The sequence below is a fragment of the Acinetobacter sp. YH12249 genome (genome assembly GCF_013417475.1).
Lineage (GTDB): Bacteria > Pseudomonadota > Gammaproteobacteria > Pseudomonadales > Moraxellaceae > Acinetobacter.
In genome coordinates, this window is the sequence record NZ_VPDX01000004.1 from 83,494 (window position 1) to 108,498 (window position 25,005).

28 protein-coding genes are annotated in these 25,005 nt (G+C 43.4%); 2 read left to right on the forward strand and 26 right to left on the reverse strand.

Annotated elements, in window-relative coordinates; genetic code table 11:
• Nucleotides 1-42: 42 nt before the first annotated feature.
• The 25 genes from rpsA to FTV25_RS03730 form a co-directional block, all read right to left on the reverse strand.
• Entirely contained in the window at nt 43-1,719 is a 1,677-nt protein-coding gene (gene rpsA, locus FTV25_RS03610) for a 30S ribosomal protein S1 (RefSeq protein WP_004783987.1), read from the reverse strand.
• A gap of 110 nt (nt 1,720-1,829) precedes the next feature.
• Nucleotides 1,830-2,513: a (d)CMP kinase gene (cmk, locus tag FTV25_RS03615; protein WP_180002204.1), complete on the reverse strand. Its 684-nt coding sequence runs from the start codon at nt 2,511-2,513 to the stop codon at nt 1,830-1,832.
• A gap of 14 nt (nt 2,514-2,527) precedes the next feature.
• Nucleotides 2,528-2,962, reverse strand: a complete 435-nt coding sequence (locus tag FTV25_RS03620; protein WP_004783989.1) for an SRPBCC family protein — start codon at nt 2,960-2,962, stop codon at nt 2,528-2,530.
• A 62-nt stretch (nt 2,963-3,024) separates the two neighbouring features.
• Nucleotides 3,025-3,540 carry a tRNA adenosine(34) deaminase TadA gene (gene tadA, locus FTV25_RS03625; RefSeq protein WP_180002203.1) on the reverse strand — a complete coding sequence of 172 codons (516 nt, stop codon included), beginning with the start codon at nt 3,538-3,540 and terminating at the stop codon, nt 3,025-3,027.
• A gap of 6 nt (nt 3,541-3,546) precedes the next feature.
• Nucleotides 3,547-4,668 carry an enoyl-CoA hydratase/isomerase family protein gene (locus FTV25_RS03630; RefSeq protein ID WP_180002202.1) on the reverse strand — a complete coding sequence of 374 codons (1,122 nt, stop codon included), beginning with the start codon at nt 4,666-4,668 and terminating at the stop codon, nt 3,547-3,549.
• Complete coding sequence (ung, locus tag FTV25_RS03635) at nt 4,665-5,378, reverse strand: uracil-DNA glycosylase (protein ID WP_004783992.1); 714 nt, start codon at nt 5,376-5,378, stop codon at nt 4,665-4,667. Before ung ends, FTV25_RS03630 begins: the two co-directional genes overlap by 4 nt.
• Nucleotides 5,379-5,423: 45 nt before the next feature.
• Nucleotides 5,424-6,020 (reverse strand): 6-carboxytetrahydropterin synthase, encoded by a 597-nt coding sequence (locus FTV25_RS03640; RefSeq protein ID WP_159123992.1) that lies wholly within the window; start codon nt 6,018-6,020, stop codon nt 5,424-5,426.
• A 159-nt stretch (nt 6,021-6,179) separates the two neighbouring features.
• Complete coding sequence (gspK, locus tag FTV25_RS03645) at nt 6,180-7,151, reverse strand: type II secretion system minor pseudopilin GspK (protein WP_180002201.1); 972 nt, start codon at nt 7,149-7,151, stop codon at nt 6,180-6,182.
• 14 nt (nt 7,152-7,165) lie between these two features.
• Entirely contained in the window at nt 7,166-7,792 is a 627-nt protein-coding gene (gene gspJ, locus FTV25_RS03650) for a type II secretion system minor pseudopilin GspJ (RefSeq protein ID WP_180002200.1), read from the reverse strand.
• On the reverse strand, nt 7,789-8,373 hold the full coding sequence (gene gspI / locus FTV25_RS03655; RefSeq protein ID WP_257218905.1) for a type II secretion system minor pseudopilin GspI: 585 nt from the start codon (nt 8,371-8,373) through the stop codon (nt 7,789-7,791). Before gspI ends, gspJ begins: the two co-directional genes overlap by 4 nt.
• The gene (locus FTV25_RS03660) at nt 8,363-8,911 is read right to left on the reverse strand and encodes a Tfp pilus assembly protein FimT/FimU (protein ID WP_180002199.1); all 549 of its coding nucleotides are present in this window, start codon (nt 8,909-8,911) and stop codon (nt 8,363-8,365) included. The genes gspI and FTV25_RS03660 overlap by 11 nt, the downstream gene beginning before the upstream one ends.
• Nucleotides 8,912-8,920: 9 nt before the next feature.
• On the reverse strand, nt 8,921-9,535 hold the full coding sequence (locus FTV25_RS03665; protein ID WP_125279027.1) for a TetR/AcrR family transcriptional regulator: 615 nt from the start codon (nt 9,533-9,535) through the stop codon (nt 8,921-8,923).
• Between the two features lie 40 nt (nt 9,536-9,575).
• Nucleotides 9,576-10,349: a TatD family hydrolase gene (locus FTV25_RS03670; RefSeq protein ID WP_180002198.1), complete on the reverse strand. Its 774-nt coding sequence runs from the start codon at nt 10,347-10,349 to the stop codon at nt 9,576-9,578.
• Between the two features lie 27 nt (nt 10,350-10,376).
• Entirely contained in the window at nt 10,377-10,718 is a 342-nt protein-coding gene (locus FTV25_RS03675) for a PilZ domain-containing protein (RefSeq protein ID WP_005236142.1), read from the reverse strand.
• Nucleotides 10,719-10,735: 17 nt separating this feature from the next.
• Nucleotides 10,736-11,716, reverse strand: a complete 981-nt coding sequence (locus tag FTV25_RS03680; RefSeq protein WP_180002197.1) for a DNA polymerase III subunit delta' C-terminal domain-containing protein — start codon at nt 11,714-11,716, stop codon at nt 10,736-10,738.
• Nucleotides 11,717-11,730: 14 nt separating this feature from the next.
• A complete protein-coding gene (kdsB, locus tag FTV25_RS03685) occupies nt 11,731-12,492 on the reverse strand; it encodes a 3-deoxy-manno-octulosonate cytidylyltransferase (protein WP_159123998.1) in 762 nt (253 codons plus the stop codon).
• Between the two features lie 12 nt (nt 12,493-12,504).
• Nucleotides 12,505-13,509: a tetraacyldisaccharide 4'-kinase gene (gene lpxK, locus FTV25_RS03690; protein WP_125279030.1), complete on the reverse strand. Its 1,005-nt coding sequence runs from the start codon at nt 13,507-13,509 to the stop codon at nt 12,505-12,507.
• 3 nt (nt 13,510-13,512) lie between these two features.
• The gene (gene msbA / locus FTV25_RS03695) at nt 13,513-15,240 is read right to left on the reverse strand and encodes a lipid A export permease/ATP-binding protein MsbA (RefSeq protein WP_166139429.1); all 1,728 of its coding nucleotides are present in this window, start codon (nt 15,238-15,240) and stop codon (nt 13,513-13,515) included.
• The gene (locus tag FTV25_RS03700; RefSeq protein ID WP_159124000.1) at nt 15,240-15,662 is read right to left on the reverse strand and encodes a biopolymer transporter ExbD; all 423 of its coding nucleotides are present in this window, start codon (nt 15,660-15,662) and stop codon (nt 15,240-15,242) included. Before FTV25_RS03700 ends, msbA begins: the two co-directional genes overlap by 1 nt.
• Before the next feature lie 10 nt (nt 15,663-15,672).
• Complete coding sequence (locus tag FTV25_RS03705) at nt 15,673-16,314, reverse strand: MotA/TolQ/ExbB proton channel family protein (protein WP_180002196.1); 642 nt, start codon at nt 16,312-16,314, stop codon at nt 15,673-15,675.
• Between the two features lie 37 nt (nt 16,315-16,351).
• Nucleotides 16,352-17,239 carry a ParB/RepB/Spo0J family partition protein gene (locus tag FTV25_RS03710; protein ID WP_180002195.1) on the reverse strand — a complete coding sequence of 296 codons (888 nt, stop codon included), beginning with the start codon at nt 17,237-17,239 and terminating at the stop codon, nt 16,352-16,354.
• Complete coding sequence (locus FTV25_RS03715; RefSeq protein ID WP_004784019.1) at nt 17,236-18,018, reverse strand: ParA family protein; 783 nt, start codon at nt 18,016-18,018, stop codon at nt 17,236-17,238. The genes FTV25_RS03710 and FTV25_RS03715 overlap by 4 nt, the downstream gene beginning before the upstream one ends.
• 24 nt (nt 18,019-18,042) lie before the next feature.
• Nucleotides 18,043-18,675 (reverse strand): 16S rRNA (guanine(527)-N(7))-methyltransferase RsmG, encoded by a 633-nt coding sequence (gene rsmG, locus FTV25_RS03720; RefSeq protein ID WP_166139427.1) that lies wholly within the window; start codon nt 18,673-18,675, stop codon nt 18,043-18,045.
• An 85-nt stretch (nt 18,676-18,760) separates the two neighbouring features.
• Complete coding sequence (gene murU, locus FTV25_RS03725; protein ID WP_180002194.1) at nt 18,761-19,450, reverse strand: N-acetylmuramate alpha-1-phosphate uridylyltransferase MurU; 690 nt, start codon at nt 19,448-19,450, stop codon at nt 18,761-18,763.
• Nucleotides 19,451-20,464 (reverse strand): aminoglycoside phosphotransferase family protein, encoded by a 1,014-nt coding sequence (locus FTV25_RS03730; protein WP_159124004.1) that lies wholly within the window; start codon nt 20,462-20,464, stop codon nt 19,451-19,453.
• A 121-nt stretch (nt 20,465-20,585) separates the two neighbouring features.
• Here FTV25_RS03730 and lptC point away from each other — a divergent pair, with 121 nt between their 5' ends.
• Both lptC and FTV25_RS03740 read left to right on the forward strand, forming a co-directional pair.
• On the forward strand, nt 20,586-23,057 hold the full coding sequence (gene lptC, locus FTV25_RS03735; protein WP_166139457.1) for an LPS export ABC transporter periplasmic protein LptC: 2,472 nt from the start codon (nt 20,586-20,588) through the stop codon (nt 23,055-23,057).
• Nucleotides 23,057-24,364, forward strand: coding sequence for a peptidylprolyl isomerase (locus tag FTV25_RS03740; RefSeq protein WP_180002193.1), 1,308 nt, complete (start codon nt 23,057-23,059; stop codon nt 24,362-24,364). Before lptC ends, FTV25_RS03740 begins: the two co-directional genes overlap by 1 nt.
• 102 nt (nt 24,365-24,466) lie before the next feature.
• Here the strand turns inward: FTV25_RS03740 and hfq are convergent, their stop codons facing one another.
• Entirely contained in the window at nt 24,467-24,994 is a 528-nt protein-coding gene (gene hfq / locus FTV25_RS03745; protein WP_180002192.1) for an RNA chaperone Hfq, read from the reverse strand.
• Between the last annotated feature and the right edge of the window lie 11 nt (nt 24,995-25,005).

The following is a 25,005-nucleotide window of genomic DNA, read 5'->3' on the forward strand; positions in this document are numbered from 1 at the left end:
TATTACTTAACTTACATTAACAATACAATTCACCATCTACTCTTAGTGATTCATTTGCGCTTTGATCAAGTCACCAATAGTTTTAGGACCATTGTCTTGACCAGCAGCAGCTGTTTTCAGATTTGCAACAGCTTCTTTCTCTTCAGCTTCGTCTTTCGCTTTGATAGACAAGTTGATAGAGCGAGATTTACGATCTACATTGATGATCTTAGCTTCAACTTCTTGACCAACTTCAAGGAATTTAGTCGCATCTTCAACGCGGTCGCGGTTGATTTCAGATGCTTTAAGAGTTGCTTCAACTTCATCAGCTAACTTAACAGTAGCGCCTTTAGCGTCAACTGCAGTTACAGTACCTTTAACAAGCGCACCGCGTTCGTTAGCAGCTAAGAAATCGTTGAACGGATCGCTGTTCAATTGTTTGATACCAAGGCTGATACGGTTGCCTTCAGCATCTACAGACAGGATAACTGCTTCAACAGTGTCACCTTTCTTGTAACGACGGATCGCTTCTTCGCCTTGTTCGTTCCAAGAGATGTCAGACAAGTGAACTAGACCATCGATACCGCCTGGTAGACCGATGAAGATACCGAAGTCAGTGATTGACTTGATAGTACCTGAAACTTTTTCACCTTTGTCGTGGTTCTTAGCAAACTCTTCCCATGGGTTAGCACGAGTTTGTTTAATACCAAGAGAAATACGACGACGCTCTTCGTCTACTTCAAGAACCATAACATCAACTTCGTCACCGATCTGAACTACTTTAGATGGGTGGATGTTTTTGTTAGTGTGGTCCATTTCTGAAACGTGTACTAAGCCTTCAACGCCTTCAGCGATTTCTGCGAAACAGCCGTAGTCAGTCAGGTTAGTTACGCGAGCTTTAACGATAGAACCTTTAGGGTAACGGCTCATAATCGCTAACCATGGATCTTCGCCTAATTGTTTAAGGCCTAAAGATACGCGGTTACGTTCGCGGTCGAATTTAAGTACTTTAACAGTAACTTCTTGACCCACTTCAACAACTTCTGATGGGTGCTTGATACGTTTCCAAGCCATATCAGTGATGTGAAGAAGACCGTCGATACCGCCAAGGTCAACGAATGCACCGTAGTCAGTAAGGTTTTTAATAGTACCAGTAACTGTTTGACCTTCTTCAAGCTGAGCAAGAAGCGCTTCACGGTCAGCTGAAGATTCAGCTTCCATAACAGCACGACGTGAAACAACAACGTTGTTACGTTTAGCGTCAAGTTTGATTACTTTGAATTCTAACTCTTTACCTTCCAAGTGAGTAGTATCACGGATAGGACGAGTATCAACTAAAGAACCTGGAAGGAACGCACGAACTGGACCGATGTCAACAGTGAAACCGCCTTTAACTTTACCAGAGATAACACCAGTAACGATTTCGCCGTCTTCAAAGATTTTTTCAAGTTTAGTCCAAGTCTCAGCGCGTTTAGCTTTTTCGCGAGAAAGAACTGTTTGACCCATACCGTTGTCAAGTGCTTCAACAACTACGTCTACAGTGTCGCCAACTTGAACTTCAAGTTCGCGCTGTTCATTTAAGAACTCAGCACGGTCAACAACGCCTTCAGATTTAAGGCCAGTGTCAACAGTTACCCAATCAGAGTCGATGCTTACTACAACGCCTTGGATGACTGCACCCTTTTCAACGTTGAGGTTTAATTCGCTTTCTTCAAAGAGGGCTGCAAAAGATTCGGTCATGATATATCCGATAAAGTCAGCGGTCTTGGATCAGACAAGGCCGGTTTAATTAAGCATCTACATAGTCCATATAAAACTGATCAAGCTATGCGTCTGCTGAAATAATAGGGTTATTGAGCTAATTGCTGATCCACATATGTGGTCATCAGCTTGAATACTTCATCGATATTCAGATCTGAACTGTCGATAATGTACGCATCAGCAGCAGGTTTGAGCGGAGCGACAGTGCGTTCCATATCTCGTTTATCCCGTGCTTCGATATTAGCTAAAATGTCGTTTATTTTAACATCCAGCCCCATACCCTGCAACTGCTTTACACGTCTTTGCGCGCGGGATTCAGCCGAAGCTGTCAAATAAATCTTGGCTTGTGCCTCTGGGAAGATACTGGTCGCCATATCGCGGCCATCTGCCACCAGACCAGGAGCTTGAGCAAAAGCATGCTGACGGGCTACCAAAGCGGTTCTAAGTTCAGGAATTGCAGCAACTTTTGAAGCATACTCACCCACCCGTTCGGTACGGATAGTTTGGGAGACATCTTCACCATTCAGCCATACCTGAACACCTGATTCAGTGCTGACAAATTGGATATCCAAATTTGTTGCAATTTGTACGCATTCAGCCAGTTTAGTATCCAGTTCATCGAGTAAATTATGGTGATGCAATGACAGTCCTAATAAACGATACAAAGCCCCTGAATCCAGTAAATGAAAATGGTAATGTGCTGCAAGTTTTGCAGCCAGTGTGCCTTTGCCAGATCCACTTGGACCATCAATGGTAATAATTTGAACTGTCATTACTTTCCCGTTATTTATACAGATTTTGCAAGTTTTGCGAGGCCTAGTTTAATCCCTGTCTTGAGCTGTGCAAGAATTAATTTACTGACAAATGGAAGACGTGCCTGCAATTCTATCGTATAAGTCACCAGACTTTTGTTATCGTCCAATGCTTCAAACTCAATAATACCCAAATGATGTTTAATCAAAGGATTCTTTACGATCTTGTATTCAATACGGGAGTTCGGCTCTAGCAAGGTAATTTGCTCTTTTAGCGGCTTGACTGGACCTAAACCCATGCTACGCACAGAACCCACACCATCTGGGCGCTCAGGGTCTGCCGAATCCTTAATCCGTTCCACCTGCATTGGTGCAAAAGCCACGTTATAAGCATCGTGTTTAGACAGCAATTCAAAAACCTTATCAATCGCTGCTGGGAATTCTTTTTTTACCTGAATCGCATTTTTCATTTTTCTTTTTCCTGAAAATAAATGATTTTAAAGTGAGCAAAGTTTAACGAATTAGATTCGATTTATTTATGAGCATTCAGTAATTTTTCTTGCAATTTCAGCTGGCGTTTTTGTTCACGACGCAACTTGAAAAATGCACTCAACTGCTCAGCACACTGCTGCTGCATACAACCCGAGTCAAATAGAAATACATGATTATAGTAGCCAGTCTCAAAAAGCTTACGTGCACTCACCAAAGAACCTGCTTTGGGCTCATTTGTACCAAAAACGACCCGTGAAATACGCGAATGCACCAATGCACCTACACACATGGTGCACGGTTCCAGAGTTACATAGAGGACAGCATCTTCAGGCAGGCGGTAATTTTTCAGGTTCTGACAGGCTTCACGTAATGCTACGATTTCAGCATGGGCAGTCGGATCATTTAAAGAAATAGGCGCATTGTAGCCACGGCCAATGACCTGATTTTGACTGACAATCACCGCACCCACAGGAATTTCACCGTGCTCAGCAGCAAGTGCAGCCTGCTCATAAGCAAGCTGCATCCAGTACTCATCGGTAAATTGTGTTTCGGACATTCAGATTTAAATCACACCATAGTGCTTGAGTAGCTCATTCCAGCTTTCAATAGTGGTTACTGGTGGATTCTGAGATAAAATACCTTTCAGGCTTAAATCATTGCCTTTTTGCCATTCTGGAGATAGATCTTTATCGACCAGACGTGCACGTACGCCTTCCACAAAATCAGGATGACGAATTTTCCAATCTGAAATCTGGGTTTCCAGTTCAAAAATTTCATTCCAGGAATGAACCTGTTTACCCCATTGCCATAATAACCAGCTTAAAGCTGCGGTTGCAGGAGAACCTTTTTGCAGGTTTTCACTGGCCTGACGCAACCAGTCACTGCGCGCATCACTTAAACCAATAATCGATTCATAATCGTGCTCGAAGTTTACGCCACGACATACACTATGGATTACATCTAGTGAGTTTTGCAGAGGACCCGGGCCTACCGGACGATGCATACTATTCAAGGTGTCATCAATCGCACGGAAATCCCCAGCTGGATAATGTTCCCAGTCTATATTTACGACCTTATCTAATACTGAATCACGCTGTGCATCACAGATATGAGTCGCCCAGCCAATACCGTAAGCACCCGCAGCAGTCATAATGGAACCCGTTAAACCTGTAAACAGGCCAATCGCTCCACGGTCTGCTAGGAAGCGGGTCGCACCCACATCTGGATATAAACCAATATTAATCTCAGGCATGGCCAGACGTGAATACGGCGTCACCAAGCGAAATGGAGCCGCCATAAACAGGCCTAAACCACCACCCATAACATAACCTTCACCCCACACCAATACCGGCTTGGCATAGTTATGCAGCAATAGATCTAGCGCATATTCCTGTTCAAAAAACTTATTAGCGGTTGCCACTTCATCATTAATTACTAACTGACGCAGCTTACGTACATCGCCACCGGCACAAAATGCTTTCGGGGTAGTTGAATCCAGCCAGATCGCTTTTACACTGTCATCTGTATGAAAGTCCTGAAAAACTTCCAGTAGTGCAGAAACCAGAGATTCATCTAAAGCGTGTAATGATTTTGGACGATTCAGGCGTACAATGCGCCAGCCATTGTTGGCTTGTTCAACAATCAGGTCCGGATGGTAAGGTTTAGTTACAGGAGAATAAGTCATGCGTCCAGCTGCCAATCTATAGGCTCAATGCCATGTTGTTTGAGATAATTATTCGTTTTCGAAAAAACTTTACAACCAAAAAAACCACCCCGGTTTGCTGACAAAGGCGAAGGATGTGCTGCCTTTAAGACCAGGTGTTTATTTTGATCAATGCGCTGTCCTTTACGCTGTGCGTATGCGCCCCAAAGAATAAAAACGATATGTTCACGTTGTTCATTCAATACATCAATGACGTGATCTGTGAATTCTTCCCAACCACGTTTCTGATGTGAAGTTGGCTGTGCTGCCTCTACGGTCAGTACAGCGTTGAGCAGAAGTACACCCTGTTCCGCCCAATGAGTTAAATCACCATGTTTAGGGATTTTTACGCCTAAATCATTATGTAACTCATGAAAAATATTACGTAAAGATGGAGGTAATGCAACCCCTTTTTGCACCGAGAAGCTTAAACCATGCGCCTGATTCGGACCATGATAAGGATCCTGACCAATAATCACCACTTTAACCCGGTCTAATGGCGTCGTATTCAAAGCATTAAAAATCAGGTGATTCGGTGGATAAATCACCTTGTCTGCTTTTTTTTCTTCAATTAAAAACGTTTTTAACGCATCCATTTTTGGACTCAATAAAAACTCACTGAGTCCATATTTCCAGCTGTCATCTAACTGAACTTTATTCAGTTTCGCAATTTGCTGTTCATTTAAAGACATGCTTCAATCCTAAATCTATGTCAGTCTGCGTTTATATTCGAATTTTTAAGGCTGGACTTGCAGATCCACAGCCGGATTATGAAATGGAAGACCCTGTTTCAGTTTCGCAAACATCTCTGGATCTGTCCACTCTGCCCGCACCTGCTCCGAGAATTCAATCTGTTCCAGGCTAAGTGGACCCATCTGTTCATTCTGGATATCTTCCAAGAAGCTTTGCGCATAGCCGGTATCAGTTTCATGAACAATCACAGAATAAACTTCAACATCCCCTTCACCATTCTGAGTAATGGTGGATGCCAATACCTGTTGAGCCAGGAAGAAGAAAATACGTGAAAACTGTTCTGCAGATGGCGAGACCGGCAAAGATACCCAGCGTGCACTAAAATTCTTACATGCCTGAATATATTCAGGATCATCTTTTTGCCAGAAGCAGATCGCATGGTCAAAAGAATCAAAGAAATCCTTAATCACCCCTTTGAGCAGACCAAAATCATATACCATCTGACCATGATCCAACTTCGACGCTTTCAGCAATAACTCGACTTTATAACTGTGACCATGGATCGAACGTTTGCAGCGATCCGAGGTGCAGTTACGCACAATATGAGCATTTTCAAACTTAAATAACTTACGAATTAACATATGCCGTAATGTCGTCAAAAAATAGGTGAATTAATTTCAATTATAAAGCAAAAGTAAACCTATGAGGATTAATTTTGCAGTTCGTCATGATAGGGAAAAGGGATTAAAGCGAAAACAGATTAAATTCAAGAAATGAGAGCATCCTTAAATGGCGGTATTTTAAAAAGGCGCCATGCTTCGATAGGCAATATAAACCTTCTTGTCCTGCCGCACCAGATCACTACTAAACTGACGTTTACGTTCACTCAGCATCACTTCGATACGTGCTTTAAAGTGATTGGATTGCACTCCAAGCAGGTTATTAAACAGGTTGTGTTTGGCTGCATCCACCTGAGCAAATGGTTCTAGTGTCCAGAGATCAGCCACATTGGAAAAATATTCCAGATTTGCCTGACGGCGATCCAGCAATTGCTGCACGGCATTCACATCCAGCTTTTCATCCATGCTCGCCAAAAGAAATGCAGATGCGGTATTAATATTGACCGTAGTATCTGCTACAGGCGCAGTACTTAGATAAGGTGCAATTAGTTTGTACTTGTTTTCTTCAAAGCCTCGTACCAGTTTCAGCTCTTCAACGCTATGAAATTTGGCATTCGAAGGTAGAGAACCATTCGGCAAGCCCTGATAATAATTGGATTCTGCGCCCATTGGTCCACTTGGCATTTCATCTTCATCCTGCCAGTCGATCACGGCTTCACTCAACTGCTCTGGCAATCCAGCACGTTTTAATATCAGCTCAAACCAGGCTTTAGCATTTTCATTCACCGTGCCTTCTGCTGTAATCAGGCTATTTAAATTAAACTTACCCGACTCATCTTGCAGTATTCCCGAGACATAACCATCTTCAACCGGAAAAGCCGGTATCGGCTGCGCCCAGGTTTCATTTAAATGATCAACTTCTGCTGCATTCTCTGCGTCATCGACCAGCAATTCAGAAAAAAACGCTTCAGCACTTTTGGCATACATCAAAGACTGGTTTTGTCGCATTAAATAAGCGGTACTTTCAACAGTTGCAGCCTGACGTTTAGCAATAGCCGCAGCCAAAATAGTTGCAAGCGCCACCATCACTAGAATGGTAATCAGAGCAATCCCCCTCTGCTGTTTGATCATCATTGCTTTGTTCATCTGCATTTTATTATTCTTTGTCAGGTTAACTTTTGGGTTTCAAGCAGGAAATCTGTATTCAATAAACTGAAAATCCACTCATAACTGACCCCATTAACCATTAAGTTAATTTTAATGCCTTTGGGTAAACGCTGTTTTTGCTCAATCTGATTTAAATCAAAAGATGAGTCTGGCCATTGGGTCATTTCATTTGGATTAAGTACTACGATCTGAAACTGCTCAATATCGGACAACAACACACTGGATTCAGGTTGATCACGCCCGGTCTGGTTTAAATTCCGGTATTTCAGGCGATAGAGTTTTTGTTCATCTGCCCGGTACTGATATTCAACCCGTTCATCTGGAGAAATCCCCTCTTCTAGAGGATCGGTGACCCCAGTCTTACTAAAGTTAAAACGTCCGTTTTGCAAAACCAGTGCCGGCTGAATATCACCATTAATATTGGCCGTTAAAGGCACCGCCTGTACAGTATCACGTAAGATCTGCTGATATGTATCTTGCAACTGACTTAAGCGCTGTTCATGCACCGCATTACGGTCTTTGGTTTGCACAATATAATCAAATACTTTCCAGCCGAGAGCAGATAGTACGGCGAAAATAGCAATAGCAACCAGTAGTTCGACCAGCGTAAATCCCTTAGACTTCATGGCGCTTCATTCATCCGGTGATTAAAGAACATCAAGCTGCTAATTCCATTTTCTGCCTGACCGGTTTCAGTGTTGACCAGACTCACCTGTAATTCAATGCGTTGTACATTAGGACTTACGGTAGGCTCACTGCGCTTATCGATTTGCCAGGTTTCGCCCTGTTGAGTGAGTTGTTTAGATTCTGTACCAGTAAGCCACTGCTGATTGATTTCCATTAGTGCTACTTCATTCAAGGCAACAAACTGGGCTTGGGTTCTCAAAATGGCATTCGAAGTCGATTGGGTATATTGCATAGCAACTTTAGTCAGGGTCATGGCTGCTGTGGCAAAGATCGCCAGCGCGACCATCACTTCCAGCAAGGTAAATCCTGAGGCACGATTAAGTCGAGTAATACTCGACCTGAGCGGCATTGTCGCGCAAGAAAGTCCGAAAGCTATGCTTGAGGAGCCGCGATGAGTGAAATGCTGTTTCACCGCTGCGCAAGACGAAGAGCTATGCCCGGAGTGCGCACGATCAGCATTTGACTTAAATGGCTTGATTACATCAGCCCCGGCACTCTGCTTGAAAACCCTAGCTTTCATGGACTTTACCCAAGTGATCAATTTCAATCGGATTGCCCACTTCACGATCTTCCAAATAGAACTGGATTCTGACCGGTTTAACTTCACCATTGCCTAACCAGATCAGCTTGGGTGCATTAACTTCAGTAAGATCCCGATTTTGGGCATTATTATAACGCTGCTCTAAAGGCTGAATTCGGAAAGACGCCTGCTCCGGTAAACTGCGCAGATTAAACTCCACATAATTTTGCCATTTCTGCTGATTTAAAGTCGATTCTGCCTGATTAGGTGAACGATATTCCACGATCCCGTAGCGAAACGGTGAAACATCAGTGGCAGCCTGAACATCAAGCGCAAGAATACGGGATTGATCATTAGCTTCCCGCAAGATTCTTTGCAAATCCAGTAACAGGACTTCTCGTGCCTGCATTGCCTTGCGCTGATCTACTCCACCAATATTCAATACAACTAGTGATGCCATAATACTCATAATCACAATCACCACCATCACTTCGATTAGAGTGAATCCACGAATGGAGGCGTGATGTGATCTGATCATAGGCAACTCTTAGGCGAACTGCTCGGCAGGATGGACCTGTTTCGGTAAAGCTAAAGCTTGATCAATAAGGGCAACGCGCAAGGTATCGCGTGAACCGAGATAGCGCTGATAAAAACTGGAGTTCAGAATCGCAGCTGCACCATGGGTCATCGACCAAATTGAGGCCAGATAATCACGCACCGACATGCTGCTATTGATTGAAGCCAAATAGCTTTCAGTCATACGGATAATCAAACGTAAGCGCTGTTTGCGCACCTGATAAAGTTCGCTAAACAGGTGCTGAATTCCAACACCTGTTGTAGAAAGACGTTCTTCAATCTGATGAAAAAGGACAGTACGTTCAGGGTGATGCAGATGATGCAACATAAAGAATGCCAGATGTTCAGGAAAAGCCTTATCACTATCCTGGATCATTTCCAGCAACATGCGCTCATTACGAATAATCAGCAATATGTACAATTCATCTTTACTCTGGAAATGCTTATAAAGAGTGCCTTTGGCCAGATCCAGTTCTGCTGCCAGTGCATCCAGGGTCATCCCTGCTTCACCATTTTCTAGCAGTAACTGTTCTGCAACTTGAAAAATCAAGGTTTCTCTTGCTCGAAACTGAGCCTGACGATCCATCTTCACCCTATAACTCTCTTGTACTCTTATCTAACTTTACTTACTTTGAATTCAGAAGATTCTCAAAGTTCTGCTTTGTGATATAAGCCATTTCTTCTAGCGACTTATCATATACATCGCAAAGCGCTTTGGCTACATAAGGAACGTATTTTGGTTCATTAGATTTGCCACGATATGGCATTGGAGCAAGGTAAGGACTATCCGTTTCGATTAAAACCCGATCAAGTGGAACCTGTTTGGCCACGTCACGCAAATCCTGGGCATTTTTAAAAGAAACAATACCGGAGAAAGACACATAATAACCGCAGTCTAAAACAGCTTTAGCGGTTTCCCAGTCTTCGGTAAAACAGTGCAAAATGCCATGGGTAGATTTCTCTGCACGGATAATATCAACAGTATCGTGCTTGGCAGAACGGGTATGCACGACTACAGGTTTTTTCACAATTTGTGAGGCATGGATATGACGGGCAAAACAGTCTTTTTGCTCGGTAATAAAATCGGTGCTGTGATAATAATCGAGCCCCGTTTCACCCAGCGCCCAGACTTTTTCTGGCTGTGCCAGTTCAACCAGATATTCAGTAGTCGCACGCGCCATCGTTGCCGCATCTTCGCAAGGATGTACACCGACGGTATAACCGACATCAGGATGACGGGCCGCGATTTTAGCCAACTCGATATGATCATCCAGATCCACCGAGATACTCATAAACTTGGATACGCCTGCTTCACGGGCCTGAGCGAGCGCCTGATCCAGATCACCGTTATAAGGTGTTAAATCAAGCAGCGTTAAATGGCAATGAGTATCTACAAACACAATGAGTTCCTACCAAAGGTAAATTAACTACATAGTGTAACTTTTACGTCCATCAGATTTAAGACCCGCAACCAGACGATCTGCTTCATTTTTGAAGAAAACGCCTTTTTCACCGGTGAGCTGAATCCCAAAACCTTGTGGCTTGATGCCATTCTGCTTTTGAGATATCCAGATTACTTTTCCGGTTAATGGAATTTTCTGCGTCTGTTCAGGTAAAGTCGTCAAAACAAAAACTTCTTCACCTAATTTTACTGGCTGCTTGGAAGGAATAAAAAGTCCACCACCTACAACATATGGCATATAACTGGCAAATAGTGTTTCAATATCCGGAATATTAGCCTGAATAATACCGCCCATACGTGGTTGCATCTTGTTTTCCCCTTAAGCTAAAGATTCATCAGCTTGATACACAATTCATCGAGCACCAGATTACTTTGTACGTTCTGCTCAAGATATTGTTTGGCTCGCTGAAAATCCTCATAAATTTTAAAAAGTGTTTCCAATGAATATTGTTCGGCCAATACATTAAAGTCCAGATCAATGTTTTTTACGGCCTGATTTAGCTTGACACAAATTAAATCGGACAACAAGTATTCAAACATTTGACCAAATTCACCAAAACTCAGGCTTTTATTCCATTTGGTCGCAATTGCCATTGGCATATTTTTTTGAATGACCAGTTTTTTCCAGTCTTCCATGAATTCCTGACGTAATGGCAACCAGGAACTTTGTGCAACCTCAATCGCTTGCAAAGGCATCTGATTGGATAAATTCATTAATAGCTGCTGCTGGCTCGAACCTGCTTCAGGTAACTGCGCCTCTACATATTCACTAAATTGCGCTGATGAAATCCGGTCCAAGGCAAAATGCTGTAAACGGCTGCGAATAGTTGCAGGCAATTTCAGATAATGATCCGCAAGCAGAATAATGACAATATTTTCACCCGGTTCTTCCAGAGTTTTCAGCAAGGCATTAGAAGAAGCAATATTTAATGCTTCAGCGGGTTCAATGACAATGACACGCCAGCCATCGACGGTCTGCTGTACAAAAGGCAGAAGATCACGGATCTTTTCAATTTTAATTTTGGCATTCTGTTTTTTATTGTCTTCATCAGTGCTGATATAGACGTAATTCGGATGGGTATCCGCTTTCAGCCACTGACAACTGCCACACTCACCGCATGGCCCCTTAGGCTGACGGTTCAGGCATAAAACCCAGGCCAGAAACTGCTGGGCAAAGGCTTCTTTACCACAGCCTTTTTTTCCATAGAACAATAAACCATGCCCAAGCTTAGGAAAACGCCCGGTTAGCGTATCCCAAACCTGTTGCTGCCATGGATAAATCTGTGCATTGACATCAAGCGGCATGGAGAATTCTCAAATTAAGCAAAAGAAGATGGATCCATCTGGTTCAAGCGATCTAGATCTTCCTGCGTATCGACACCTGGCGGTAAATTGGCTTCTGCCACAGCAATGGCAATACGGTGACCATTTTCCAGTACACGTAACTGTTCTAAAGATTCCAGTTTTTCCAGCACACCCATTTCCCAGGTCACATATTCCTGTAATAGTTTCACGCGGTAAGCATATAAGCCCAAATGGCGATAAGCCTGATCATGCAGTTTCTGTTCAGCCAGCTTGGCACCATCACGGTCATAAGGAATCGTAGCACGACTAAAATACAATGCCTGATTGTGCTTAGACATCACAACCTTAACAATGCTGTCACGCTTGAATTCCTCTAAATGATGGATTGACTCACACAGAGTCGACATTGAGCAAGCTGGTTGATCTTCTAAGAGTTGCGCGACCTGTTTAACTAACTGGGCTGGCAATAAAGGTTCATCACCCTGTACATTCACAATAATGTCATCACTCGCCCAGCCCTTGATTCGAGCTACCTCGCTTAGACGATCGGTACCTGATGGATGATCTGCTGAAGTCAGGACCACATCAACACCTTCAGCACGGCAAACTTCGGCAATACGTTCATCATCTGTTGCCACACACAGGTCATCAAAGCCCTGTACTTTTTTGGCCTGATCCACGACACGCAGAATCATCGGACGACCATGGATTTCCAGCAAAGGTTTACCCGGCAAACGTGAACTGGAGAAGCGTGCAGGAATAACTATATGTTTCATCGTAAATAAACCTTAGGAAATAGAAATACCCTGTTGCTCTAATTGCTGCTGCAATATTGTATAACAGGCAGGTGACAAGACTGCATCGACCGGCACCACCCAGATATCCCGCTGATAATCTGGATACTGTTTGAGTAATGCCATAATTTTAACTGCATCTTTTTCAGTAGTAATGATCGGACTATTGTCATCGAATTGCAGATCTTCAATTTCATAATCATGATGATCTGGAAATTCATGACACTGAAATTGCTGCAGCCCCAGATGTTCTAGTGTTTGATAAAAACGCTGTGGAAAACCGATGCCGACTACTGCATAGAAAGCCGCAGTTGGATCAAAGCTTTTGATAACATCCTGATTTAATAAATACGGCTGAGAGGCTGCAAGATGCATATGCAAAGGCGAAACTGGATTTGCTGCATGTTCAATCACGGTACCTTTTTCCAACCGGGTAACGGGTTCACGCAGATAACCTTCTGGTAAAAGTTTCTGGTTGCCCAAGCCTCGGTTATTATCCAGCACAATCCATTCAATCTGACGATTTAAAGCCCAGTGCTGCAAACCGTCATCACAAATAATTAAATCCAGTGCATGCTTTTCTAGCAGAAGCTCAATGCTCTTTTGACGATTTGGCCCTACAGCCATCGGCACACCAGTCGCTTGGACAATTAAGGCTGGTTCATCACCTACCACTTCAGGCAAGGTATTTAAATCTACATAAGCAGGAAAAGGACCTTTACCACCATAACCTCGACTGATTACACCAATCCGTAGGCCTTTTTCAGTGAGGTAATCCACCAGATGAATCAGTAAAGGTGTTTTACCACTCCCACCTACGGTAATATTTCCAATCACCATTACTGGAATAGGTGCGGTATAGCTTTTTTTAATCCCTTTACGGTAAAGCCAGTGGTTACTGACAAAACCCAAGCGGTAAAGCCAGGACAAAGGACGCAGCACAACCAGCCACTTTGCCTGTGTATTCCAAGCATCCTGAATGATCTGTGCCAAAGCCATGACTTAATGTTCCTCGAAATTACGTTGGTGCAGCTGATAATAAGCACCTTGACGTGCAATCAGCTCAGCATGATTACCCTGCTCTATAATACGACCTTGATCCATCACTACAATGCGGTCGGCATTTTCAATTGTTGATAGACGGTGGGCAATCACAATCGTAGTCCGATCTCGCATCGCCTGATCAAAGGCACGCTGAATAAAGTATTCAGATTCATTATCCAGCGCACTGGTCGCTTCATCCAGAATCAAAATCGGTGCATTTTTCAGAATAGCACGGGCGATCGCAATACGCTGACGCTGACCACCTGACAGATTCAGACCTTGAGCACCTAGTGGCGTATCATAACCTTGTGGCAAGGCCATAATGAAATCATGTGCATAGGCAGCTTTTGCCGCTGCAATGATTTCTTCATCACTCGCATTTTCTAGCTGGCCATAAGCAATATTTTCACGAACAGTACGGTTAAACAGCACTACCTGCTGGTTTACCATCGCGATCTGGGTACGTAAAGCAGTCAACTCATAATCAGTAATCGGTTTTTGATCCAGTAAAATTTGCCCGGATGAAGTTTCCTGATAACGTACCAACAGATTCACCAGCGAGGTTTTACCTGCTCCTGAACGCCCAACCAATGCTACAGTCTCGCCCGCTTTCACTTCTAGGTTAAAGTCATGAATCGCATGGTGACCATCGCCATAAACCAGATTGACATCTTTAAATTGAATGTTGCCTTTTAAGGCATCATTGAGTTTGCCGGTATTATGCTCTTCAGGCATATCTAGCAATTCAAACACAGAATGTGCGGCCGCCATACCACGCTGAATTTTTTCATTCACATCAGTTAATGTCTTGATTGGTCGCGCCAACATGCCAGCAGCTGTAATATAAGCAACAAATTCACCCGCAGTCGTATCTCCCAAAATTTGTGGGCGCAATGCAATATACATTACGATACTGAGTGAAACTGACATGATCAGCTGTACCACTGGACTGTTCAGCTGCTGTACTGCCACCATTTTCAAGCCACGGCGTAGATTTTCCAAAGAATTCTGTTTAAAGCGTTCCTGCTCATAAATCTGACCACCAAAACCTTTGACAATCAGATTGGCATTTACCGTTTCCTGAACCACATGGTTCACATCACCCATAGTGTCCTGAACCTGTTGTGATAGCTTGCGCATCCGTTTTGAAGCTTTACTGATCACAAAACCAATCACGGGTCCAAAGATCAGAATACACATGGTTAAACGCCAGTTGGTATATAAAAGATATCCCAATAAGGCAATTGTGATCAGACCTTGCTGAATGATCGTTCTAAGTGCTTCAGTTGAGGCTGCGGTGAGCTGCTCAACGTTATACATAATTTTGGCCGTAATATGACCGCTGGTATTGTCCAGAAAATATTGCGCAGGCAAACGCAATATTTTGGCAAAGACTTCCTGACGAATATTAAATACCAGATTACGGGAGATGACCGCCGTATAATACCCACCGAGGAATAGACCTAAGCCCCGGAAGAACATCAGTACTACCACTAAGAATGGGAAAAGTAAGGTGAAACCCTGGTCTCTGTTTTGTATCGCCTCAATGATATATTCCAGTAATTTGGCTACAGAAACTTCTGTGGCCGCATTCATAGAAAAACCAAGCAGGACAATTAAGGCTGTGCCCCAAAATGGTTTTAAATAGCTTAAAAGGCGAAGATAGACCTTAAAATCGTGCTTCACTAATAACCTCGAGTTGGTACTTTCGTACTGATGTTGACATTGACAAAGCCAAGTTGCCCTGCAACGTCCATGACACGAATAACATCCTGATGTGTCGCTTTTGCATCAGCGGCAATGACAAACATTAAATCACGACGTTCATTCGAAATCTGTTTAATTGCCGTATTTAAATCTGCTGCATCTTTACTGGCAATAGACTGACCATTCACGGCATAGTGGCCATTGGAATCCACAATCACTTCAATTTTCTGATCAAAATTCTTGGGCGGTACACCTTGCGCATCTGGAAGCGTCAGGTTCATTCGGCTCATCTGGTTAAACGTGGTTGAAAGCAGCAGAAAGACCAAAATAAATAGCAGGCAATCAATCATGGGCGTCAGATTGATATGTACATCTTCCACCTGGTTACGTTTAAATTTCATGCCCCTGCTCCTAACTTGCTTTCTTGATGCGTTCTTCTACATCATCTGAAGCATTTAAATAGAACAGGTTGGCATGAAATAACGTTGCTTGCTGTTCAAGTTCCGCCACATATTCCTGAACCAGACGCTGGAAATAACGATGTGCAAATAAAGCAGGAATAGCAATCAGCATACCCGCTGCTGTCGTGATCAGTGCTTTGGAAATACCGGGCATCATTAAAACCGGGTCACTATTAGTACCGACATCAATCATTAAGAATGATTCGATAATCCCAATGACTGTACCCAGCAAACCGAGTAAAGGCGCTACTGCACTCAAAGTACCCAAAAAATTAATATTCTTTTCCAGATAGCCAATTTCCTGTGAAGCTACCACTTCCATCTGGGCACGAGCATATTGCTCAGACTGGTGATGCGCTTCAAAACCAGCAGTAAATACACGACCCAAAGTACTGTTTTTTAAAGCTGAACTTTGTTGCAACTTTTGCATGGCTTGGTCTGCATTTTGTGCAGGACCCATCAGAAGTGAGTTGGGCAGTACCAGACTCTTTTTTAAACGAATAAAGCGCTCAACTGAAATCGCCAACATAAATATCGAACACAATACCAGCGGCAGCATCAACCAGCCGCCTGCTTTAACCAATTCCCACATCTGATTTATTCCCCAATAAAAACAAATTTTAAATTAATTATTCATTGCCCAGGATTGAAAGAATCCCGTCCAGCTCTTCTAAAGAATGATAGCTAATAACCAGCTTGCCTTTCCCTTGCTTGTTGTAGTCAATTTTAACATCCGCACTAAAGCGCTCAGACAGACGCTGAGTCAACTGCTGAATGTCTGGCGCAATCGCTGCTTTTGGTTTTTCTGTTTTCGGTGCATTGTAGTCGCGTACCAACTGTTCGGTTTGGCGTACTGACAGACTCTTTTCAATGACCATCTCAGCAACTTTAAGCTGATCTTTAGCCTTCAAAGTCAGGATGGCACGTGCATGTCCCATATCCAGCAAGCCTTGCTGCATAAAGTCTTTTACTTCTTCAGCCAGAGTTAGCAGACGCAGTAGATTACTTACTGTAGTACGTGCCTTACCGACGGTATCGGCAATTTCCTGATGGCTTAAACCAAACTCGTCATGGAAACGCTGCAAAGCCATCGCCTGATCAATCGGATTCAGGTCCTGACGCTGAATGTTTTCGATTAAAGCTAATGCAATTGCGACCTGATCATTCAGCTCACGCACAATCGCAGGAACTTCAGTCAGACCTGCTAACTGTGCCGCACGCCAACGACGTTCACCCGCAATAATCTCGTATGGATAGCGTTCATCATCGACCGGACGGATCACAATTGGCTGCATGATGCCATGCTTTTCAATCGATGCGGCCAGTTCCTGCAGATCCTGCTCATTAATATAACGACGTGGCTGATATTCACCACGTTTCAGCAGATTGACATCAATCTGTTTCAACTGACCATGATCAAGACCTTGTGCTTCGAGTTGTAATTTTTCTTTTTGAATTGATCCCAGCAAGGCATCTAAACCACGACCTTTGGCGAGTCCACGTTTCTTGACGGTCATGCTTTACTTCCTTTTTTCACTTTGCTTTTCTTTAATACTTCAGCTGCCAGATTTAAGTAAGCAACTGCACCCTTTGAACTTTTTTCAAAATAAATAACCGGTAGACCATGTGCCGGCGCTTCAGCCAGACGGATATTACGTGGAATCACGGTTTCATAAAGTTTTTTACCAAAATATTGCTCTAACTCTTCTGAAACATCACGGGTCAAGGCATTTCGTGCATCATACATAGTACGCAATACACCCACGATCTGCAGGTCTGGATTAAGTGCCTGCTGAATCCGGTCGATGGTTTGTGTCAGATCAGCCAGACCTTCGAGAGCATAATATTCGCATTGCATCGGAATAATCACGCCATCCACCGCTGCCAGTGCATTTACGGTGATCAGGCTTAAGCTTGGTGCACAATCGACAATGATATAGTCGAATGAGGATTCAATTTCCTGCAAAGCTTCACGCAAAATAAATTCACGGCCTTTTTGCTCAGCAATCGCCAGCTCCACACCAGCCAGGTCACGGTTTGCCCCTAAAACCTTGTATCCAACTTCAGCCTTGGTGATCGCAGTTTCAATCGGCACTTCACCCAGCAATACATCAGTCACTGAATACAGCAGGTCATTTTTCTGAATCCCCGACCCCATGGTCGCGTTACCTTGAGAATCCATATCCACAAGCAAAACGCGTTTTTTTAGCACAGCGAGAGATGCCGCCAAATTTACTGCGGTTGTGGTTTTACCGACACCACCTTTCTGGTTGGCAATCGCAATAATTTGTGCCATGTTGACCCCGATCCTTCAAAAATTTTAAATACGTTTTAATAGAAGTAAATGACGTTGTTCGTCCAAGCGCGGAACCTTCAGTTCAATAATCTGACAGCTAAATTCATCTTTTAATGCTGCCACTTCCTCTTCAGGAATCAAACCTTTCATGGAAGCAATAATACTCTGCTCATGCATATACGGTTTAGACGCATTCACAAAATCTGTCAATGAAGCAAATGCACGACTGGTAATCACATCAAACTGACCCAGCTCATTGATACTGTCTTCATTTTCCACACGGGTTTGTACTGCAATGACATTTTTTAATTTTAGGTCTGCAATAAACTGCTTGAGGAAACGAATTTTTTTACCATTTGAATCCAGTAGTACGCAATCACGCTCAGGCTGACATAAAGCAATGATCATGCCCGGCATACCACCCCCAGTCCCAATGTCGAGCAAACGACCTGCAGGCAAATCCTTCAAAATACTCAGACTGTCAAGCAGATGCTTAACCAGCATTTCTTTAGGATCACGGATTGCAGTCAAATTGTATGCTTTATTCCACAGTACCAAAGCGTCTTGGTACTTGAGTAATAAATTTAAAGCTTCATCCGACAGCTCTAAACCTAAAGCCTGGCTACCCTGCTTTAGTTCTTGAAAAAACGTGTGCATAAACAATCAACGCTCGAAAAAGTTAAGTGGAAGTATACCGTTTTCTCTATATTGGCACAGTAGGGAGTGCTTAGTGAATATTCACTTAAGCAGACTTCCCTTCTCGGATCATTAAATCCAGCGCATTCAAACGCTCAGGCGTTCCCACATCCACCCAAATACCTGTCAATTTAGAAGCAGCAATCTTGTCTTCCAGCATTGCTACTTTTAATAGTGGTGCTAAAGGACGTTTTCCAGCTTCTAAGTCTGCAAACATTTTCGGGTGAATTACTGAAACACCGCTAAAAGTCAGGTTTTCACCCGCCACCTGCTGATCAAAGGTATAAGCCTTGCCGTCAGCAAGTGTGAAATCACCGTTTGGATGCTGTTCCGGGTTTTGTACCAATACCAGATGTGCCAGATTTTCACCCAGCTCAACATTCAATAAAGGTGCAAAGTCCATAGTCGTCCAGACATCGCCATTGACCAAAATGAAAGGCTCATCACCAAGCAGTGGTAAAGCATTAATAATGCCACCGGCTGTTTCCAGACCTTCACCTTCATGTGACCATAAAATCTTGACACCAAACTGTGAACCATCACCCAACGCCTGAGCCAGTTTTTCACCTAACCAAGCCGTATTAATGACAACTTCATTCACGCCCATCGCAGCCAGTTTTTCAATATGCCAGACAATTAGCGGCTTACCACCCACTTCTAGTAAAGGTTTTGGGGTATGCAAAGTTAAAGGACGCATGCGGTTGCCCAAGCCAGCCGCGAGAATCATCGCTTTCATTTAGGCCGCTACCTCGTATGAACCATATTTTGCTTCAAAAGCTGGCATCACTTTTTCATGAATGAACTGCATAAATGGCTGTAATTCAGGATAGTCTTTGGTTTCTTCCAGCAGATACCACATCACACGTGGCAGGTCTTTTAGATAGCCAGATTTACCATCTCGCTCAAACAAGCGGACAAAAATACCTAAAATCTTGATATGGCGCTGAATGGCCATCATATCCGCATCTTTTTTGAACTGTTCGAAATCACGGTCCTGTTTTGCCGCTGCTGGTAACAGGTCATAGAACACTTTAAACCAGCGATACACCCGATCTGCATTCCACTGCACATAGGCATCACGGGTAATCGAAATCAGGTCATAGGTATCAGCACCGATTACTGCATCCTGAAAATCAATCACACCCAGTTCGGTTTCATTTTCGATTTTCATCAGGTTACGGCTATGGAAATCACGATGCACAATGACTTGTGGTTGTGCCAAAGCAGCATTCGCCAGTATCGCAAATGTGCGCTTGATCAGAGCGGACTCTGATTCTGTTGGCTGAATTTTTAGAGCAGGCAGCATCCAGTCAGTCAGCAGCTCCATTTCAGAAATAAGCTTCTCATAAGAATAAGCAGGAAACTGACCTTCTCCAGGAATGGACTGCAGCTGAATCAGCTGTTTAAAACTTTGCTCATAATAGGCATCAACCGTCTGATCATTCAGCAGATTTGATAACAGCACATCACCAAAATCTTCGAGCAGCAAAAAGCCATTTTCCAGGTCTTTGGCCACGATGTGTGGAACACGTACGCCATGGGCATCAAAAAATTCATCAATCGTCACAAAAGGCACACAATCTTCTTTTTCTGGTGGTGCATCCATGAGCATAAATGTTTTATTATTCAGTTTGATTCGTGCATAACGACGAAAACTTGCATCGCCTGCTAAAAAATGTGTTTCAAATTGATCTGAACCGAGTACAGAAGCAATCCAAGATTGTATCAATTGTTCGCGTTGAGTATTCATTTGCAATAAATTCTAGTACAGGCTGAGTTTTTAAAGTGCTAAGTGTAGCTACTTATCAACTTTTTCTCTATGATGCGACAATAATTAATTGCGATAAAAGCATGATTGGTTAATGAGACAAATGAAGCATCACTTTAAAATAAACCCTCTAGCGACTGCGATCTTAACCCTTTTATGTAGTAGCTCGGTCTCAAGCTATGCTGCATCAAATGACTCATCCAATGTAAATGCGGAACAACTCAAACAGCGCATTAATGAGACCTATCCCGGTGAAGCATTCTTCTCACAATATTATGTGGATAAATCTTCACCAGAAGCACAGCAGCGTCAAGGTAAATACCTCAGTTCAGCCTATTGTGAAGGTGCCTGGGTCACTCCAATTGCACCTGATGCACCAACAATTGACCCTGAACAGGCAACTTCAACTATTACTGCAGACTATGGTCATTATAATCCGGCCGGTGATTCCTACTTAGAAGGCAATGTGGTCATTGATCAGGAAGGTCGCCAGATTCGTGCGGAACGCGTGACGATTGATCAGACTCAAACTTATGCTAAGGCAGAAGGTCAAGTCCAATTGGCTCAAGGTGGCTTGATTTCGCAAAGCGATGATATCAATTACAACCTGAAAACCCAGCAAGGTGACTTAAACAACAGTTTCTTCATTGCCGAAGAACAGCATGCGCATGGTCGTGCTGAAAAGATTGCCAAAACCTCTGACGATACGCTTGAACTGGAAAATGCCACCTATTCCACCTGTCCACCTGAACAGAAACCGACCTGGAAAATTCAGGCAGATCAAATCAAGCTGAATCAGGAAACCGGTCGCGGTGAAACCCGTAATACCAAGCTCTATGTGAAAGATGTTCCGGTACTCGCTGTTCCTTATTTTAACTTCCCAATCGATGATCGCCGTACCACTGGGATTCTGACGCCAACTTTCGGATTTACCAATGATGGCGGCCTGGAATTAGGTGTGCCGGTTTATCTCAATTTGGCACCACAATATGATGCGACCATTACGCCACGTTATATTAGTGACCGTGGTGCGATGCTGGATGGCGAGTTTCGTTATCTAACAGAAAACTATGGTGAAGGCCGGATTTGGGGTGGCTACCTGCCATCTGATGAAAGTTATAGCAATAAAGACCGTAAAGACCTGCACTTCCTGCATAACTGGCAAATCAACGATCAGTTCTTAACAAATCTTGAATATAATTACGCATCAGACAAGGACTTTTTTGCCGATCTGGATAATAACCCAGATTCAAAAACAGACCTGAACTTGCGCCGTGCTTGGGAAGTTAATTATAAAAATGGTATCCCCGGCTTAAAAGCTCAATTTAAAGTTGAAGATTTCCAGACGCTTGATCCTGCCGTTCTGGATGAAGACCGCCCTTATGCGCGTTTGCCGCAGCTTTTGGTGAATTATAAGACCGGTAACCCACTGGGTTTACAATACGAATTTAATAACGATACAGCTTATTTCCAGAAAGACATCAGAAATATCGAAAATATTGATACCGGTGATGAAGCCATCTATCAACCAAGTGGTACACGCATCTATAATGATTTCTCGGTACGCTATAATCACTTTACCCCTTGGTCATTCTTCATTCCTCAGGCAACATTACGCAATATCAATACTTTCTATGATCAAGATACTATTGATCGTATTAATAATAATCAAACCAGCTCATCAAGTGAAAATCATTCTATCGTAGTGCCACAATTTACGCTGGACACCGGTTTAATTTTTGAAAAAGATGGTCGCTATTTACAGACCTTGACGCCTCGCCTGTTTTACGCTTATTCACCGTATGAAAATCAGCGCAATCAGCCAAACTTTGACTCTGTCGTAGCCTCAATTAATTATGACCAATTATTTAGTGCACGCCGCTTCTATGGTAATGACCGCTTAGAAGACAATAACTTCGCTTCTTTAGGTCTTAGTTACAGTTTATTTAATGAAGAAGGTTTAGAGCGATTACGCGCCAGTGTGGGACAAAGTTTCTTCTTTGAAGATCGCCGTGTCACATTAGATCGTGAAGCAGATAAATTTGACCGTGAAAGCCATACTGGTCCAGTTATTCAGCTTAGAAGTCAGTTAAACAAAAACGTGCATGTCAACCTAAATTCTAGCTGGATGTCGAATGGCTCCAATGCCCAGCGTGATGTACAGGTTTATTATACGGGCGATCAGGGCAATCTATATAACGTAGGCTATTTCTATCGTAAAGATATTCCAAACCGCCAGGAAAGTTATGATCAGGTGGTTGGCTCATTTATCCAGCCAATTGCCAATAACTGGCGTCTGGTCGGCCATGCGCAATTTGACCTGGATAATAGTGTCGCACGTGAATATTTACTTGGCGTAAACTATGAGTCATGCTGTTGGGGAGTATCTGTCTATGGCCGCTCATACTACAATGACTTAGACGATATCAATGACCCAGATGTGAAAGCGAAACGTGCAGTAATGGCTGAAGTAACGCTTAAAGGTCTTGGCGGGTTAAGCAACAAGCTAACCTCATTACTAGAAAATCGTATTCTAGGTTTTAACAATATCAATCAAACTTGGACAGAACGTTAATGAAGACAAAACAGTTAAAACAAATTTTTAAAGCGACCGCACTTGCGCTATGTCTTTCTTCAGCGATGACGACTTTTGCTGTTGCCCAACCTAAAGATGAAGTTGTAGCTGTTGTCGACAATAGCGCTATTCTGCGTAGTGATCTGGCACAAAGCGTTGCTGAAATTTCTCACCAGTTACAAAAGCAAAACAAGCCTGTTCCACCGCAACCTTATCTTGAACAACAAGCACTTGAACAGCTAATTGTACGTCAGGCTCAACTGGAACAGGTCAAACGCTACAATATCCGTCCAGATGAAAAATCTTTAAATGAAGCAGTGCTTAAAGTAGCACGTGAGTCAGGCTCCCCTAGCTTAGAAGCTTTTCAGCAAAAACTGGATGCTATCGCGCCGAATACTTATGCCTCTTTACGTAACCGTATTGCTGAAGATCTGGCACTTAGCCGTTTACGCCAGCAAGCCGTAAATTCACGTATTCAAATCAGTGATCAGGATGTGAAAAACTTCCTGAATACACCGCAAGGTCAAGCTTTGTTAGGCAGCCAGGTACATGTTCTGCATTTACGTATAACCGGAGAAAATGCACAACAGGTTGCAGCACAAGTAAGAAATGATTTAAGCAGCAGCAATGATATTCAGGCGATCAGCAAAAAATATTCAACTGGCGATATTAAAGTAGATGCGTCTGATATGGGTGTTCGGAACCTGTCAGAAATTCCTGGAGAACTCGCTGCACGTGTTTCTACTTTGCAAGCGGGTCAAACATCTGAACTGATTCCTGCTGCAGATGGCGTGCATGTCCTGAAACTTCTAGAGCGTAAAGGTGGTGAGCAAAAAGCACTGGTTCCTCAGTACCAGACCCGTCATATTCTGATTCAAACATCAGAAGTGGTTAGCCCAGAAAATGCCAAACAGATGATTGATAGCTTGTATACGCGTCTTAAGCAAGGTGAAGATTTTGCAGTATTGGCATCTACTTTCTCTAATGACACAGGTTCAGCACGTGATGGCGGAAGTTTGGGCTGGGTCAGCCCAGGTGTCATGGTACCTGAATTTGAACAGCGTATGAAAAGTACGCCAGTAGGTCAAATTAGTGAACCGTTCCAGTCACAATTTGGCTGGCATATCCTGCAAGTGACCGATACACGTCAACAGGATATGACTCAGGAATATCAGGAACGTATGGCACGCCAGATCCTGGGTGAACGCCAGTTTGATGCTGAGCTAGATAGCTGGTTACGTGAAACCCGTAGCAATGCCTATGTAGAAATCAAAGATCCTCAGCTAGATCCTAAACGCGCTCGTTAATTTAAGAAAAGAAAGCCAGCATAATGCTGGCTTTTTTAATGGCTCAATTTTTTAAGCAATAAAAAAGCCTCTTATTAAGAGGCTTTTTTATTTCAGATCCGATTAACGATTGTTTTCGTCGTCAGAAGAATCTTCAAATTTTGAATCGTTGTCAAAACCAGCGCCTTGACCACCAAAACCAGCACCTTGACCACCAAAACCAGCACCTTGACCACCGAAGCCACCTTGACTACCGAAGCCACCTTGACTACCGAAGCCGCCTTGACCGCCGAAGCCAGCGCCTTGACCGCCGAAGCCAGCGCCTTGACCGCCGAAGCCACCTTGACCGCCGAAGCCACCAGCAGCGCCTTGACCACCGAAGCCACCTGCGCCGCCTTGACCACCGAAGCCAGCACCTTGTGGACCAGCAGAAGCACCAGCTGGACGAGGGTTACGTGCAGGTACAACTGTAGAAATCGCGTGTTTGTAAACCATTTGGCTTACTGTATTTTTTAATAATACAACGTATTGGTCAAAAGACTCGATGTGACCTTGTAATTTGATACCGTTTACCAGGAAGATAGAAACTGGAATACGTTCCTTACGGAGAGAATTCAAGAATGGATCTTGTAAAGTTTGACCTTTAGACATGTTATAACTCC

Bases quoted from the DNA above. Each gene is read 5' to 3' on its own strand.
- FTV25_RS03620 (WP_004783989.1), bottom strand. From the start codon at position 2,962: ATGAAAAATGCGATTCAGGTAAAAAAAGAATTCCCAGCAGCGATTGAT.
- kdsB (WP_159123998.1), bottom strand. From the start codon at position 12,492: ATGAAACATATAGTTATTCCTGCACGCTTCTCCAGTTCACGTTTGCCG.
- rsmG (WP_166139427.1), bottom strand. From the start codon at position 18,675: ATGCACACGTTTTTTCAAGAACTAAAGCAGGGTAGCCAGGCTTTAGGT.
- murU (WP_180002194.1), bottom strand. From the start codon at position 19,450: ATGAAAGCGATGATTCTCGCGGCTGGCTTGGGCAACCGCATGCGTCCT.
- rpsA (WP_004783987.1), bottom strand. From the start codon at position 1,719: ATGACCGAATCTTTTGCAGCCCTCTTTGAAGAAAGCGAATTAAACCTC.
- FTV25_RS03730 (WP_159124004.1), bottom strand. From the start codon at position 20,464: ATGAATACTCAACGCGAACAATTGATACAATCTTGGATTGCTTCTGTA.
- cmk (WP_180002204.1), bottom strand. From the start codon at position 2,513: ATGACAGTTCAAATTATTACCATTGATGGTCCAAGTGGATCTGGCAAA.
- FTV25_RS03640 (WP_159123992.1), bottom strand. From the start codon at position 6,020: ATGTTAATTCGTAAGTTATTTAAGTTTGAAAATGCTCATATTGTGCGT.
- gspJ (WP_180002200.1), bottom strand. From the start codon at position 7,792: ATGAAGTCTAAGGGATTTACGCTGGTCGAACTACTGGTTGCTATTGCT.
- hfq (WP_180002192.1), bottom strand. From the start codon at position 24,994: ATGTCTAAAGGTCAAACTTTACAAGATCCATTCTTGAATTCTCTCCGT.
- gspI (WP_257218905.1), bottom strand. From the start codon at position 8,373: ATGAAAGCTAGGGTTTTCAAGCAGAGTGCCGGGGCTGATGTAATCAAG.
- gspK (WP_180002201.1), bottom strand. From the start codon at position 7,151: ATGCAGATGAACAAAGCAATGATGATCAAACAGCAGAGGGGGATTGCT.
- FTV25_RS03705 (WP_180002196.1), bottom strand. From the start codon at position 16,314: ATGTGGGAATTGGTTAAAGCAGGCGGCTGGTTGATGCTGCCGCTGGTA.
- FTV25_RS03700 (WP_159124000.1), bottom strand. From the start codon at position 15,662: ATGAAATTTAAACGTAACCAGGTGGAAGATGTACATATCAATCTGACG.
- tadA (WP_180002203.1), bottom strand. From the start codon at position 3,540: ATGTCCGAAACACAATTTACCGATGAGTACTGGATGCAGCTTGCTTAT.
- FTV25_RS03710 (WP_180002195.1), bottom strand. From the start codon at position 17,239: ATGACCGTCAAGAAACGTGGACTCGCCAAAGGTCGTGGTTTAGATGCC.
- FTV25_RS03630 (WP_180002202.1), bottom strand. From the start codon at position 4,668: ATGACTTATTCTCCTGTAACTAAACCTTACCATCCGGACCTGATTGTT.
- FTV25_RS03675 (WP_005236142.1), bottom strand. From the start codon at position 10,718: ATGCAACCACGTATGGGCGGTATTATTCAGGCTAATATTCCGGATATT.
- FTV25_RS03740 (WP_180002193.1), top strand. From the start codon at position 23,057: ATGAAGACAAAACAGTTAAAACAAATTTTTAAAGCGACCGCACTTGCG.
- FTV25_RS03680 (WP_180002197.1), bottom strand. From the start codon at position 11,716: ATGCCGCTTGATGTCAATGCACAGATTTATCCATGGCAGCAACAGGTT.
- lpxK (WP_125279030.1), bottom strand. From the start codon at position 13,509: ATGGCTTTGGCACAGATCATTCAGGATGCTTGGAATACACAGGCAAAG.
- lptC (WP_166139457.1), top strand. From the start codon at position 20,586: ATGAAGCATCACTTTAAAATAAACCCTCTAGCGACTGCGATCTTAACC.
- FTV25_RS03665 (WP_125279027.1), bottom strand. From the start codon at position 9,535: ATGGATCGTCAGGCTCAGTTTCGAGCAAGAGAAACCTTGATTTTTCAA.
- ung (WP_004783992.1), bottom strand. From the start codon at position 5,378: ATGTCTTTAAATGAACAGCAAATTGCGAAACTGAATAAAGTTCAGTTA.
- FTV25_RS03715 (WP_004784019.1), bottom strand. From the start codon at position 18,018: ATGGCACAAATTATTGCGATTGCCAACCAGAAAGGTGGTGTCGGTAAA.
- FTV25_RS03660 (WP_180002199.1), bottom strand. From the start codon at position 8,911: ATGATCAGATCACATCACGCCTCCATTCGTGGATTCACTCTAATCGAA.